The sequence below is a fragment of the Clostridium gasigenes genome (assembly GCF_017348895.1).
Lineage (GTDB): Bacteria > Bacillota > Clostridia > Clostridiales > Clostridiaceae > Clostridium > Clostridium gasigenes.
Window position 1 is genome coordinate 3546456 of record NZ_CP071376.1, and the last position, 14808, is coordinate 3561263.

Sequence of the window (14808 nt, forward strand, 5' to 3'; positions counted from 1 at the left end):
TGCTATGTCCTTTATATATAAAAGTTCCTTTTTTCCCAAAACATTAACTATATATTTACTTGTATTATTAGTTTCTCTACTAACAAACTAAATCAAAGAACATAAATAATATAAATCATCATATTCTTTAGTTAATAATTTAATCATTATAAATATAACGCCTTTCAAATTTTAATCTTGTACACACCTTTACTGTATGGAAACTAATTTGATGTGTTGGCTCTCTGAATTTAGCTGCAATGCTTTTTTGCCCTAACGCATGCTTAAAAAGCCATCTTATTTTCTAAGGTGGCTTCTTGGTAGTTTATTAAAAATAAATATCTGAAAATTCTACTTGAGTTCTTTCTACTAGGTTTGTTGAGCTATAATTATTTTCTTTTGAACATGAATTATTTTCAGGTAAAACAGTTACAGGAATTTCTATTGTAAATGTACTTCCTTTTCCATATTCACTTTCTATAGAAATGTTTCCTCCCCACATTTCTACTATAGATTTTACAATACATAATCCTATTCCACTTCCTTCATGATTACGAGTTAATGATCTGTCTACTTGTCCAAAACGTTTGAAAATCATATGCAGCTTATTTTTTGGTATTCCAATTCCAGTATCTTTTATAATAATTAAAACATTTTTTCCTTTATCATAAAAGTTAACTGTTATTTCCCCTCCATATTGTGTGAATTTTATTGAATTAGATAAAAGATTTAAAATAACTCTTTCCATTTGATCAACGTCACAGCCCATAATTTTTTCTTCTACATCTGTATCAAATTGTAAAGATATCCCTTTCAATTTTAAATATGGAACTATAGATAACGTAATTTCTTCTAATACATTTACAATATTATGGTTTTCTAAATTAGTTTTGTAAAATTCCGAATCAATTTTTGAAATATCAATTAAGTTATTTATCAATCTTAATAATCTATAACAATTTTGTTTAATTATTCTAAAGTACTTTGATTCTTTATTATCTTTTACATTTAGACCCAACACTTGTAAACTACTTAATATTACATTTAAAGGAGTACGAAATTCATGAGACAAATTACATAAAAATTCCGTTTTTAAACGTTCGCTTTCATTTGCCGCATATAATTCTTTATTTTTTTGCAAAATCTCATCATCTTTTTTAATTTTTCTAAGTGCATTAATTAATTGTTTAGATGTCATAGATAAAATTTTTGTATCGTCAATGTCAAAAATCATCCCTTCTTTTTGGGTAGCACATAATATATTTCCTACCAACTCATCATTATCAATTAAGGGAATATTTATAATTGAAAAAAAAGTACTGCCTATATCTCTATATTTTAGGTCTTCGCTTACATTTGGAATAATAGTAATTTTTCGTTCCTTTGTTAAGGTTTCAATCAATGTAAGAGTATCTAAATGATCTACTTCTAAAACTTGATTACAATATATGCATTTCCACTGGTTATCTTCTTTTAAATATAAAAAGCTATATTCAACAAAAAAAGTATCATGAATCAAATTCATTACATTTTTAATTAATTCTTCTTTCTTTTTTTCTCTTCCTATAATTTCTTGTAAGATATTTAAAAAGTTAATTTCATTGATTTTTTTATGAAGATTATTTTTTATTAATTCTTCCTGTACATAATCACTAATCCACTGTAAGTCATAAAATTTATTATATAATTGTAAAGGTTCTTTTATCTTTCTTTGATCTCCTAATTCTTTTAAAAGTAAATTTTTATGAAAGGAATATTGTAACTCCTCACAATATTGTATTCCTGTTTTAAATAAACTTTCTGCTTCTTCTTTTTTCCCTTGTTCTTTTTTCATTAAACCATATTCATAATAAAACCTTGGAGCCATATACTTTATTTTTTGTATATAAGTCATAGCTACTTCAAAATGAAAAGTGGCTTTTTCATAATCTCCTTCTATTTTATATGATAATGATTTAAACAATTCCACCCAAAATTTATCTTCATCTATATAACAAAAACTTCGTATATTTTTTATTTTTATCATATATTCATATGCCTTAGATATTTCTCCCAGCTTACAATAGTTTATTCCTATTAAGGAGTAAATTCCATACATGGTGTGATAATATATAGAATCTATTTTTACACTATTAATTAATAGCAATAGTTTTTCTAAATATTGTATAGATAACTTATGCTGTAAATCCAAAAAATAATTATTTGCTATGTTAAATAAGGTGATTGCAATTTGATTATAATTTTTTAATTTTTTCAAATATTCTAGTGCTTTATTATAATATAAATATGCTTCTTCATAATTTTCTATTATAAAATAGTTAAACCCAAGTCCATTAAAAATACAGGCAATCTCAGAGTTATTCTCTAATTCTAATTTTAATTTTTCACTTTTTTTATGATATTTTAAAGCTTCATGATATTTTCCTTTTAATATATAGGATATCCCCTGTGAGTGATGTGCAACTGATAATCGGTATTTATTATTGTATTTTTTAGCAATGGATATCCCATAATCATAAAATTTAATACGGTCTTCTTCATCCATAATTGCTACTATACAAGGATTGGTATAATAATAAGCTAATGCATTTTGCATATTAAATTTTTCAGCTATTTTAATTGAATCATAATAGAGTTTTTTAAATTGTTTAATGCCTTCCTTATTTTTCGGGTCATCTATTAACAATAATAAAAAATTTGAATTTAATATTAACATTTCGTCCTGTAATTGTAGAGCAATTTGCAAACTTTGTTTCCCTAATCGCTCTGCCCTTTTTCTATTACCTTTTTTCCAATAAATAAGTCCCATTTTTTGATAACAATAGGAAATTTCTTTAACATTATTACTCTTTTTAGAAAAGTTTAGCAAATCATGATAATGCATAAATGCAATATCATTTTCTTCTAAAGAACAATAAATATCTCCTAAAAGATGAAGCATTCTTAAAAAATATATTGGAGTCAAACATGTATTATTAATTACTCTTTGATCATATACTGTTGTAATATATTCCTTGGCTTCTTGTAATGCAAAGAAATGAAAACTCTCCATACTTAAATCTATAATTTTTTCCAATTCTAACACTTGATCTTCTTTATTTTCCTTACAGTAATCTTTTTTTATATCTTTTAAAATTTCAACATCTATTATTGAATCATAGGTATGTATACATTGAATAAACTCGTCCCATTGCTTCTGTTTTTCTTGTATTTCAAATTGATATTCTTTATTAAAAGAAAATATAAAAAATATGTTATTCTTTTCTTTTGTTTTTATAATATGTTGAATCAACTCTAATGTAGATTGCTTTGCATAATGAATATCTTCAATCACCACAATCATTGGCGTATTTTTAGATAAAGAACCGTACAAATTTAAAATAGATTGATGCATTCTATTCTTCTCATAATCTAATTCTCCTAAAATTACCGCTTCTTTTCTTTGTATAGCTTCTCCATAAAAATAAGAAATAAATACAGGTTGTTGAAAATAATATACATCTGATTTTTCAACAAAATCCTGAATTTCTTTTCTATTTTTCAGTTTTACAGTCTCTTTTATAAAATCCAAAAAAGGATAATAGGGTTTAGAAAAATTTGTATTACAAATCCTTTGACGAAATATTTTTGTTTTTTCGGAAATACTTTGTAAATAGGAATCCATATAGAGAGAAAACTTGTCCGAATTTTTTGTATTTAAAAAAATTGTTTTTGTATTTCCCATTAAGGTTTCATTCCAATGATTATTCATTAACTTGTCTATATAAGAACTAGTCTCTATTTCAAAATATTGATGTTTCATCTTATGCGCTCCTTAAATGTCATAAAAACTTATTTTTTGTAAATTTTATCACATTGCACAAAAAATTTCAACTTATCGTTAACTTCAATCTTATCGTAACTGTCAAATATTCGACATATAAAATTGCTAAATAACAAATGATATAATAAGCCCAGTAGTAGTAAATACTAGGCTATGCGATTTTCACATATCTCTTTAATATATATTACTATAATCTTATTTTTTATATAAATTTCTTTTCCATTGATAACTACGATTACCTGTTTAGTCTCTCTATCCAATCAAAAAAAAGGTGGTGTTTCGTGTATGTGGACACGAAATACCACCTTTTTATTATGTCATTTTACTGCTCTTAAATTTGCAATATCTCTCCATTTTTTTTGCAGTAGCTTCTTCAACAAAACATAAATCTTTCTTTATTACTTCAACATCGTCTTTTATTTGTAAAGTATTTTTTTGTATCAATTATTATATAGCCTTGTCTAATTGTAATTGGCACTTTGATCTTTCTATATCTATTTAACAGCCTCGCTAATTAAATAAGGATTATCCTTCTTAATAAGCTTCCATTTCCAAGAATGACCTTCTATAAGCCTTTCCATAACAATCGTTGCATACTACACTATCTCTTACTGCAATCTTACCATTTAATATAACATATTTAACTCCAACAGGAGCTTTAGTTGGCTCAAAATAATTTTCAAACCCTTTAATCTTATTTAAATCAAATACAACTATATCAGCAGTTTTACCTAGTTCTATCTCTCCTATATCTTTAAGTCCTAAAGTTTTAGCAGGTAAATATGATATTTTATATACTGCTTCTTCAAGAGACAAAACCTTTTTATCTCTTACAAATTTGCCTATAAAAAGAGGATAATTTCCGTAGAGCCTTGGATGTGGATTTCCTGCTGGTATGCTGTCTGACCCTACCATTTGCAAAGGATGTTGTATAAGTTTAATTGTATCCTCTTCAGAAAACACATTAAGTGTTACTATTGCTACCCCAAACTTTTCTTTAATAAGAAGCTTTAATGCAAAATCTAACTCATCCATACCTAATTCTTTAGCAATATTTCCTATAGTTTTTCCAAGGTATTTTAAGTTTTCATCTCTTTTTACTGAAGTTATAAGTATGTTATCCCATCCTGTAATTAAGCTATAATTGTCCCAACCTGCATAATGAGTTTTATAACTTGTAAGTTCTTCTTTAAGCTTTAGAAGTGTTTCTTTATTTTCAAGCCTTTTAGTCATTTCATAACTTCCCCCAGAAGTAATCCAAGGTGGTAAAAGTTGTGTCATAAGAGTGCTTCCAGATAAATATAAATGCTCGTCAAAGGTTATTTTTATTCCCTTATTTACAGCCTTATCTATATATCCCATAAGGCTTTTGGCATCACAACCTAGTTCCTTTGAATTATAGGATCTTAGGTGTGATATGTGAAGCCTTACTTTAGAGTGCTGAGCTATATAAATCATTTCATCTAGGGCATTTGTTATAGTATCATCATGATTTCTAAGATGAACCATAACAATTCCATCATACTTTGCTATTACTTTACATATTTCTATTAATTCTTCTTTTCCACTAAAAATCCCTGGAATATATTGAAGACCTATAGACATACCAAAAGCACCCGATTTCATAGCATTATCTGCTATAATGCACATGGCGTTAACTTCCTCTTTAGTTGCTATTCTATTCTCAAACTCCATAACACTTGTCCTTATTGCGCCATGAGAAATTAGAATACTAACATTATTTTTTAATCCTTTTGAAGTTATTTGATCAATATATTTATCAACATTAGGGAAATTCCACTTAAGCCCTGGATCTCCAACAACTCCTCTTATATAGTTTTTCCATATATCATTTTCTTCTTCAATACAAGGAATAACCCCTAACCCGCATTGTCCCACAAGTTCTGTTGTTACACCTTGCATTAATTTTAATTTTTTAATATTATCATCCATAAAAGGTACTAAATCATTATGGCTGTGCACATCAATAAATCCTGGTGAAACTACAAGACCCTTAGCATCAATAATTTCTAAGGCTTCTTCCTCTATATTATTTTCAATTTTTAATATTTTTCCATCTTTTATTCCTAAATCCTTTTTATAACTAGGATTGCCTGTCCCATCTACTATACACCCATTTTTAATTATAATATCTAACATCTAAATCTCCCCCTCTTCTTATGCCACTCAAATTACAATTTATACATGCATCATAATTGCCTTACCAATAAAACTTAGGCTCATAATTTATTTGCATTGTTATCAAACCTCATTATTTAGCCACTTTTCTAATTCAGAAATCATATCTGCATAATGTCTAATAGCTTTTATTGTTCCTATTACTTGATCAGTCCCAACTTGCTGCTCTTCTTCATCTGTACATTCAATCCCTAAAGACCGTTTTAAATTATATTCCAGCCAGCCTAACTTGCCTAAGAAACCACTTACTAATACTGTTTCCCAATTTGCTTTTACTGTTCCGTATCTCTTTTTATATCCACCTATAAAAGCAAAAAATCTTTCTTTATCGATATTTCCTTTTTCATTTTCAGACCAGTAAATAGCTGTTTCAGTCAATTCTTGAATAGGATTTGTATACCCCGCTGACTCCCAATCAATAATAATTGGTTTATCTTTACTCCACATAACATTTTTAGAATCTAAATCTCTATGACTAATAACCATATTTGATGCAAGTTGTTTTGCCGATTTATTTGCCTGAGCATTCCAATCGTAAAGATTGTCAACTATTTCAAGTAATAGGCTAACCCACACTATATTATTTTCTTCTCCTTTTTTTAAATAGTAATTCCAATCTGTTAGTTGTGCATTATCAGACCAATCATTAATTATGCCTAACTCTGAAAAATTAGTCATATGTATATCTGCAAGAATATTACCTATTTTTTCACAATGGTCAATATTGATTTCATTAGGTTTCAGATTTTCACCATCTACCCAATCAAAAATAAGGTAGAATTGATTTTCTATTTCTTGAACGAAAGTACCATTAAATTTTTCAGCTGGAAGAGCCGGTATATTATTTAATGCAATATTGCAAATTAGTTCTGAATTTATATAGTTCTGCATTGCCATAGGTCTAAGCATTATTTGAGGATTTAATGCTTTAATTGCATATTTTCCTTTTGTTGTTTCCATAGCATACATTCTATGTAAAAGGCCCCCAGATATTGGTTTAGGATTACCTACTATATCGCCAAGTTTCAAAACATTACACAATTTTTCAAATTGTAAATTGTACTGTATATCACTCATTTTTTCTACACCTCTTTACGTTTTATATTCATTATATAAATAAACTTTATTTTACTATTGTAAGTCAATTATAACATATTTTGTAATTATTATTATCCAATTTAAAAATGGTCATCTAATTTATAAGGCAGTTTTATAAGACTGTGTTGATTTTTAATTAAAAATTAGTAAAATTCGTCAAAACTAAATTAACAAAAAAAAGAGCACCCGAGTTGCTCTTTTGATTTGTTCGTAATATCCTAAGATGGTTCAAGTCTATCAGTAAAAAATACATCTTCTATAGTTAATTGTGCAAATCCTTCTTTTTCTAGTATTCTACCAGGTTCTATATATTCTTTCTAAGGCATCATACCTTCAAAATTAAACTTATTACTAAAATCTTTTCCATTGATAGTTAAGGTAAGAGTTATTTCACCAGTGGCTTCTGTTTTAGGAACTTCAGCTACGTAATGAATTTCTCTCGTTTCAAGTGGTTTTATTGAAGTATCTTTTTCTAAATTATGACCATTAGCACTTTCTGCAATAGAAAAACACTTATAATCATTACTGTTGGTTTTTATCTTTGCAGTGATTGTGTCCTCTGCCATTTTAGTTTTATCATTCAAATTGTGCACTTTTAGAATAAAATCTATATAAATATTATTTTCAGTTTTTACCTTATAACAGGAAGAGCTTTCAGTAATAATTGAAGGCTCGATTTTTGCTGTAAGATTAAACTCCTTTAAATAATATTCATAAACCCCCGGTACTCTATTATTGCCTGCAACAATGAGTAACTCATTTGTAGTTGCATTTTGTTGAGTATTTTGTTGAGTATTCTGATCCTTTTGTTTACTTTCTACTGGATTTTCAACAGATGTAGGTGGAGTTTTTACACTTTCTTTTTCCGAACTCTCAGTGCTGCTAACTGATTGGTTTATACTTGATTTAGAAGAATCATCTTTTCCTACTGAATTATTTTTTTGCCCACATGAGACAAGTGACAGAGATAATAACAATAATCCTAATTTCAAGAATAGCTTTTTATTCATTTCACATCGCCTCTATATCTTCTTATTTACTGCTCACAATTTCGTACAATTGTGATTTGCTAATTTAATATTATAATAGTACTAATAACCTTAATTCACCATAAAAATCCTACATTCCTTTTTTAAAATGCAACTTTATTCGTATTATAATCCGCTGTATGAGCGTGCACTAATAGATTTCTAACCTTAATAATATCTTTATCAGTCTTGAAGTATTCCAACCAACGAAACCATGCTAGGTAATCAGATAGATATTTTGTTACAACGCCATTAAACCTATTCATTCAATTCTTTAATCTACTATGAAAAGAGTTGACATGTTGTATTTGATTAATTTTCAAATATTATATTTTATAAACTTCGTTTTGCTTTAAATATCCACTGTCTATAAGAACACTATTTATATTATTCTTATCTATAGCTATTGGTGTAATAAGAATTGAAGGCACATCTATTTTACCATTATTTACCTTGCTAGTTACTTCTACCTCCTCTCCATTAGCTAGTTTTATTGCAGCATCTATAGCAGCTTTTCCTAATTCCCTGGTATCTTTGAACACTGTCATTAATTGGGTTCTTTGAATTATTCTTCGAGCCGCTGCTAATTCTGCATCTTGACCTGTTACTGCTACCTTGCCAGCCAAACCTTGTGCTTGTAATGCTTGAATTGCAGCACCTGCTATAGCATCATTTGGCGCTAATATTGCATCAATTTTATTTTCATTAGCAATTAAAGCATCTTCTACTATCTTAAACGCAGTATTTGGATCCCAGTTCTTGACTGTTTCATCTGCAACTATGTTTATATCTTTTTTAGCAGCTAATGGTTTTATATATTTCATTGCACCTTCTTTAAACATGCCATCAGGATCTCCTGAAATAATAATATAATTTCCCTTTGGAACTTTCTCGATAAGAAACTTTCCTTGAAGTTCTCCAACCTTTATTTTATCAAAAGCCATATATAGATCTAAATCACTATTTTTTACAAGCCCATCATAAGATATTACCTTGATTCCTGCTTTGTGAGCCTTTTCAACTATATCGGCCGCAGCTAATGGATCTATAGGCACCAAAATTAATACATCTATACCCTGTGATATTAGATTTTCTACTTGTGAAGCCTGCTTGGCTGCATCATAATCAGCATTTTCTACCTTTAAGGTAACCCCTTTATTTTTAGAATATTCTTCAATAACCTCCTTATCTCTAACCCATCTCTCTTCTCTTTGAGTAGGTAAAGATAGACCTATTACTACTTCCTTTCTCTTTACAGTTTTATTTGTAAAATCACTATCAAAATTGCAGCCTTGTAATATTACTATTTTTTTCATATTTAAAATATCTTCTTCAGCATAATAAACTGGTACTAAAAAAACATTTGGTATTGATAGATACATATTTACCACCTATTTGATTATTAATCTCATAATTAACATATTCAGCTTATGAGCGTTTATTTCCATTTTTTTTAATTATTTATAGCAGTAATCATTAATTCCGAATTGATTTCATTAATCCAAATGTTATATGCACCTTCACCAAACATTATTCCTTGCCAATTTACAAATAGATATTTTGTATAAGCATTACCAATTGATTCCTTATAACTAGAATGGAAAATTTGATTATAATTCTTAATAAAGTCATCTTTATTTTGTATTTCAGTAACTTTGCCATCAATTTTAACATTGATAGGATATTTTACACGTTTGGCTAATTGTTCTTTATTATCGTTTATTACATAACTTTGAATTTCACTAACAAAGTTCTCTACATCTTGGTCACTTTTTGTACTTATGGCTAAAGCATATCTTCTGCCATACTCCGACCCTGGAATATTACTTTTAAGTGACAATGTAAATGGATAACTTTGCTTACCATCTGCACTTAACCATGTTCCTTCAATTTTATCAATTGTATTCATAGTTCCTTTAAAAGTGCCTGTATTTTCGCCTGCCTCATTATATTCATATAACACAATATCTTTTGCTCCCGCTTTTCCTTTTATTTTAATTTCCATTCTCTTACTGTCATAAAAGTATGAGCCAACAATATCTTTTTCTAATGGATAAATACTCATTTGAATTGCCATGTTATTACTTATAGTACCCTGATAATCATAATACCCTTTTTCAAAAGGGCTCTTAGTAGTATCTATATTATCAATTAAACTAGAGTCTATATTACTATTATCATCTTTAATATTTTTAGATTTGTTTCCTGATTGTGGTTGAGTTAGTTTATCATCTGATGGATCATTTGATGAATCATTTGATGAATCATTTGATGAATCATTTGATGAATCATTTGATGAATCATTTGATGAATCATTTGATGAATCATTTGAATATGTAGTATTATCAACTGACTGTGTATTTGTATTATCGACACCCTTTTTTGGATTTGAACACCCTGTTAACATGATCATTAATGCAATTATAATTCCTATTATTTTTTTCAATTCTAATTCCCCCTATTTTACAATATATTTTATAATATTTTCTACAATCTTAAATTGTAGAAATATGTTATAACTTACTATTATAAATTAATTATAGCATATTTTGTAAATGTTTGTTATGCAATTTAAACAGAATATTGCTCTTTGGCTTGAAATAGGTGCTGCTATTTTATGTGCTTTTGTTGCCATCAATAAAAAAATAAGTTCCATTTCTGAAACTTACCTTATTATATACACTACATTTTTCTTCTTTGACTAAATTTCCAAAACTGCACAATTAAGAACTTTTCTTAACGCTATTATACTTGCTATAGGTACAATAAAAGCACCAGCTATTACAAATGGCAAAATCATTGTTTTTATTATAAAGGTAGGTTGTACAAGACTTATTTCTGTTAAAAACTCCTTTGCTATAGTGCAAATCAAACTATATGCACAAAATAGAGCTAAATTTGCTACAAAAGCTCCTATAATTCCTATAACTAACCCTTCAATAATAAATGGCCATCGAATAAACCAGTCAGTAGCGCCAATAGACTTCATTATACTTATTTCACACCTTCTTGAAAACACAATCATCTTAATTTCGTTTACAATTAAGAGTAATGAAAGAGGTGGTAGTATAATAAAAACTGCAACTCCAACATATCTAAAAATTGTAACCGCTTGTTTATTAATTATAAAAATAGTTGCCGAATTTTTATTAAGTAATATCATATACAATAAAAATAATCCAACAATAAAAAAAGTTGCAGATATAGTAATTACTGAACCTATTGTTAGTGTAACATTTCGTTTTAAGCTTTTTATTGCATCTAAAAAAAAATATTTAAATGTATTAATCTTCATAACCATGTTTCTCCTTATTTTTGTCCAAACTCATTAATTAAAAAATTCTTCTTATTTTTCATCTTCTAAAATTATTTAGATCGACATTTCTAATATTTGTAATCACTAATTAATTATATCATATTTTATAAATTTTTCATTATTCAATTTCAAAGAACTTTATTTTTATTGATTACTACTCGCTCTCCTCATATTGTAAATAGATCTTGTCAACTATCCATTTGGGAATTTATAATTAGCATTATTCTCTTTACGAATTATTTGCTTGAATTGCTAACGAAAAAATACCGCATACTCAGCAATGAATAATGCGATATTTAAGTCTATTATTTATTTTTATTGTTTAACCTTGAAGACCATTTGCCTGTCGTTCCATATTTTCTACAACAACATCATGAATATCACCTAATAAATTACAATACTCAAGTAATTTCCATGGAGTATTTGTGTGAAAATGAATTTTAATCAGTTCATCATCACCAACTGCAAGTAAGCAATCGCCTTCAATGTTTTTTGTAATATACTCGTTTATTTTATCTTCTGAAAGATTTTTTCCTTCAATTAATAACTGCGTATCAAATTTGTATTCAAGCATACTTCTTCTCCTTTTCCGTTTTACAAATTACTATTTATCTGTAAGTTCAATAAAGAACTAACTCTCAATTTAATATTATTATTAATTATAACACATTTTTATCTAGTTCACACTATCAACATACTGTTCATTTTCTTTGAATTGCGCACCAAAAAATACCGCATATTCATTTATGAATAATGCGATATTTCAATCTATTATTTATTTTTGTTGATTTATACTGTAAGAACGTTCTGAAGTTTGTTTATTTTAATCCATCTATGAAGCCAAGGGAAAAAGATATGCATGGAATAAATACTGTCAAAATACAAGATATAATTCCTAACCGTTTTATGAATTTATATTTTAAAAATTTTCCTATAATTATTAATATAATTCCTGTAGATAAAAGTTTAATAAAAAGATTTAAAAAATCCAATAGTATCACCGTCCTTAATGAGTCATAAATTACCAGTGTGACTCAATCTAATAATGTCATTCATTTCTCTTCCATTTTAAATAAGTATACATCAATTGAATTGTTAATCCAATAACAATAGTTATTGTCACTATTATATTTAAAATAAAATTATCAATTATAAACCACTGAAGTAACATCGCAATTACACCAAATGGTATCACCCATAGAGTTCTAATAAATTTTCTTCTATAACTTAAATTCCAATAGATAGGTTCATACCCTTTGTCTACCTTACTATTCTTTGACATATTGTACCCCCCTTTTATTGATAGTATATATTAAATAATCTATTACTATTATGAATCAATTATAACATATTTTCACAATACCGTACTATTCAATTTTCAAAGAACAAATTTCATTATCTAATTCGTAATATCCACATACTGTTCATTTTCCTTGAATTGCGCACAAAAAAATATCACATATTCCGCTATGAATAATATGATATTTCAGTCTGTTAGTTATTATTATTAATTAATAGTATCCTAAGGTTCGGTATTAAATTCTCTTATAATATTTATAAATCTAAATACCATATAAGTTGAACTTCATCTTCTACATCAGTATCATTGTAATAAGCATATTCATCTATTTTCCCTAATACAACACCATGTTTATGATAAAATCTACATGCTTGAACATTATTATTTTGGCATTCAATTTTCATCTGTTTGAATTGCTTTAGTTTCGACCATTCAACAGCCATACTAAATAATTTTGTACCTATTCCTTGTTGCTTATATCTATCATCAACTCTTATATCCCATAACACACTCATATCCTCTCTACCATCAAGCATATTAACATTTTTCGTTTTTGAAGCAACTGTGACTGCTCCAATAGGAACTTCGTTATCAAAAGCCATAAAGAATGCCCAATTACTTATGTCAAATTCTTTGGCATATTTTGTTGCTTCCTCATATTCACCTAAATCTCTTATATATTCTTTAACTGATGTTTCTTTTAACAAAATTCCTCCTAAACCATTCTTAACTTTTTCTAATTTAAGTATGCTTTTTACATGCACTAGCATAGGAATACTGTCATATTTTTTAAAGTATGATTTATCAATCTCTCTATATATAATCACTGTATTTACCGCCCCTAATAAAGTTGAATCTGACTTCGTACTTAATTACTATTACAAATTAATTATAACATATTTTGTAAGCATCGCATTATTCAGGTTTCAGAGAACTCTTTTATTCGCACTCTCCACATACTGTTCATTTTCCTTGAATTGCGAACTAAAAATGCCTTAAAATTCACTTCTGAATAATACGGCATCTTACATAATTGTTCGTTTATTTAGTTGTGCTCAGGCAATTGCAATGTACTAGGTTTTTATATGGTTACAACGTTTTATAAGAATATTATTCACAATTTTAATTAATTTTTTTACTATTTGACGCAAAATACATAAGTGAAAAACCTATAACTGCAAAAATGTAAAATAAGCCATCAATATATTCATTTTTATAAAACCTAGGTATTGATAAGATAAAAAATAATACTGCAAAAATTAAACTTGTTAAATTATTTTTATTTTTCATTTTAAATCCCCCTATAATTATGGCTGTGACACAATAATATACCATGTTATCTTATTTTTCCACACCGTATTATTCAATTTTCAAAGAAAATTGTTCGTGTTTTAAATTTCAATAGTTAGTTCGCCATTCCTACATACTGTTCATTTTCATTGAATTGCTAATTAAAAAATACCTCATATTCACCCCTAAATAATGTGATATTTCAATCTGTTATTTATTTATAGTAATTCGTAGTATATGAAGCGAGTAAATTATACACATAAACCTTACTCAAATATATTTACTGTTTTTAAAATGAAAATCACACATTCTCTTTCCCTCCCCAATAGTACCACTTCGTTCAAATGTAATATTAGGCAAATAACCACTAAATGACGTTATATCATTGGAACAAAAGACTGTACACAACTCAGGGTGTCCATACTGACTTGTAACTTCAAAATACACACACCTTTTAAGATTAAAATGAACCTCTTTATTATCGTATCTGACCCACTCTGTTTCCCATCCCTCATCAGGAAAATTCTTTCCCATAACCTTCTTACTACACAATTTAAACAGATAATAACTAAACGGCATTTTCCCAAGTTTTTCGTTCTTTTTCTTTGAAAGCGTAGCATGTTTCTGTGTTTCTTCAAGCGTGTTTGCATATGCATCATTAGTTGAAAAACTATATTCAAGCAAAGCCATATAATATGCAAGGACAGGAAAAATATTTTTTGTCATATGCTCTTTTATTACATCGCTATTCCTGTAATCCGCTTCATCTTTCATT

General features: G+C 27.6%; 13 protein-coding genes and 1 pseudogene. All 14 read right to left on the bottom strand.

Going from position 1 to position 14808, the window contains the following annotated elements; genetic code table 11:
• Window positions 1-307: 307 nt before the first annotated feature.
• Window positions 308-3550 (bottom strand): ATP-binding protein, encoded by a 3243-nt coding sequence (locus J1C67_RS16645; protein WP_167865292.1) that lies wholly within the window; start codon window positions 3548-3550, stop codon window positions 308-310.
• A 564-nt stretch (window positions 3551-4114) separates the two neighbouring features.
• Window positions 4115-4246: a hypothetical protein gene (locus tag J1C67_RS19740; protein ID WP_279286150.1), complete on the bottom strand. Its 132-nt coding sequence runs from the start codon at window positions 4244-4246 to the stop codon at window positions 4115-4117.
• Window positions 4247-4336: 90 nt separating this feature from the next.
• Window positions 4337-5962 (bottom strand): N-acyl-D-amino-acid deacylase family protein, encoded by a 1626-nt coding sequence (locus tag J1C67_RS16650; protein ID WP_167865293.1) that lies wholly within the window; start codon window positions 5960-5962, stop codon window positions 4337-4339.
• A gap of 102 nt (window positions 5963-6064) precedes the next feature.
• Window positions 6065-7078 (bottom strand): phosphotransferase, encoded by a 1014-nt coding sequence (locus tag J1C67_RS16655; protein WP_167865294.1) that lies wholly within the window; start codon window positions 7076-7078, stop codon window positions 6065-6067.
• A 338-nt stretch (window positions 7079-7416) separates the two neighbouring features.
• Window positions 7417-8109 (bottom strand): hypothetical protein, encoded by a 693-nt coding sequence (locus J1C67_RS16660; protein ID WP_167865295.1) that lies wholly within the window; start codon window positions 8107-8109, stop codon window positions 7417-7419.
• Window positions 8110-8326: 217 nt separating this feature from the next.
• Window positions 8327-8444, bottom strand: a pseudogene (locus tag J1C67_RS19935) (IS1595 family transposase); the annotation flags it as partial.
• 9 nt (window positions 8445-8453) lie between these two features.
• The gene (locus J1C67_RS16665; RefSeq protein WP_167865296.1) at window positions 8454-9509 is read right to left on the bottom strand and encodes a sugar ABC transporter substrate-binding protein; all 1056 of its coding nucleotides are present in this window, start codon (window positions 9507-9509) and stop codon (window positions 8454-8456) included.
• A gap of 71 nt (window positions 9510-9580) precedes the next feature.
• On the bottom strand, window positions 9581-10573 hold the full coding sequence (locus J1C67_RS16670) for a hypothetical protein (protein WP_167865297.1): 993 nt from the start codon (window positions 10571-10573) through the stop codon (window positions 9581-9583).
• A 255-nt stretch (window positions 10574-10828) separates the two neighbouring features.
• On the bottom strand, window positions 10829-11422 hold the full coding sequence (locus tag J1C67_RS16675) for an FtsX-like permease family protein (RefSeq protein WP_167865298.1): 594 nt from the start codon (window positions 11420-11422) through the stop codon (window positions 10829-10831).
• A 343-nt stretch (window positions 11423-11765) separates the two neighbouring features.
• The gene (locus J1C67_RS16680; RefSeq protein WP_167865299.1) at window positions 11766-12017 is read right to left on the bottom strand and encodes a kinase to dihydroxyacetone kinase; all 252 of its coding nucleotides are present in this window, start codon (window positions 12015-12017) and stop codon (window positions 11766-11768) included.
• Between the two features lie 474 nt (window positions 12018-12491).
• Window positions 12492-12725 carry a hypothetical protein gene (locus tag J1C67_RS16685; protein WP_167865300.1) on the bottom strand — a complete coding sequence of 78 codons (234 nt, stop codon included), beginning with the start codon at window positions 12723-12725 and terminating at the stop codon, window positions 12492-12494.
• A gap of 272 nt (window positions 12726-12997) precedes the next feature.
• Complete coding sequence (locus J1C67_RS16690) at window positions 12998-13570, bottom strand: GNAT family N-acetyltransferase (RefSeq protein ID WP_167865301.1); 573 nt, start codon at window positions 13568-13570, stop codon at window positions 12998-13000.
• 295 nt (window positions 13571-13865) lie between these two features.
• The gene (locus J1C67_RS16695; protein ID WP_167865302.1) at window positions 13866-14033 is read right to left on the bottom strand and encodes a hypothetical protein; all 168 of its coding nucleotides are present in this window, start codon (window positions 14031-14033) and stop codon (window positions 13866-13868) included.
• A 270-nt stretch (window positions 14034-14303) separates the two neighbouring features.
• On the bottom strand, window positions 14304-14807 hold the full coding sequence (locus tag J1C67_RS16700) for an L-2-amino-thiazoline-4-carboxylic acid hydrolase (RefSeq protein ID WP_207253529.1): 504 nt from the start codon (window positions 14805-14807) through the stop codon (window positions 14304-14306).
• Window position 14808: the final 1 nt, after the last annotated feature.

Excerpts from the sequence above, each read along its gene's own strand:
- J1C67_RS16680 (WP_167865299.1), bottom strand. The coding sequence starts at position 12,017 with ATGCTTGAATACAAATTTGATACGCAGTTATTAATTGAAGGAAAAAAT.
- J1C67_RS16695 (WP_167865302.1), bottom strand. The coding sequence starts at position 14,033 with ATGAAAAATAAAAATAATTTAACAAGTTTAATTTTTGCAGTATTATTT.
- J1C67_RS16675 (WP_167865298.1), bottom strand. The coding sequence starts at position 11,422 with ATGAAGATTAATACATTTAAATATTTTTTTTTAGATGCAATAAAAAGC.
- J1C67_RS16685 (WP_167865300.1), bottom strand. The coding sequence starts at position 12,725 with ATGTCAAAGAATAGTAAGGTAGACAAAGGGTATGAACCTATCTATTGG.
- J1C67_RS16650 (WP_167865293.1), bottom strand. The coding sequence starts at position 5,962 with ATGTTAGATATTATAATTAAAAATGGGTGTATAGTAGATGGGACAGGC.
- J1C67_RS16660 (WP_167865295.1), bottom strand. The coding sequence starts at position 8,109 with ATGAATAAAAAGCTATTCTTGAAATTAGGATTATTGTTATTATCTCTG.
- J1C67_RS16665 (WP_167865296.1), bottom strand. The coding sequence starts at position 9,509 with ATGTATCTATCAATACCAAATGTTTTTTTAGTACCAGTTTATTATGCT.
- J1C67_RS16655 (WP_167865294.1), bottom strand. The coding sequence starts at position 7,078 with ATGAGTGATATACAGTACAATTTACAATTTGAAAAATTGTGTAATGTT.
- J1C67_RS16700 (WP_207253529.1), bottom strand. The coding sequence starts at position 14,807 with ATGAAAGATGAAGCGGATTACAGGAATAGCGATGTAATAAAAGAGCAT.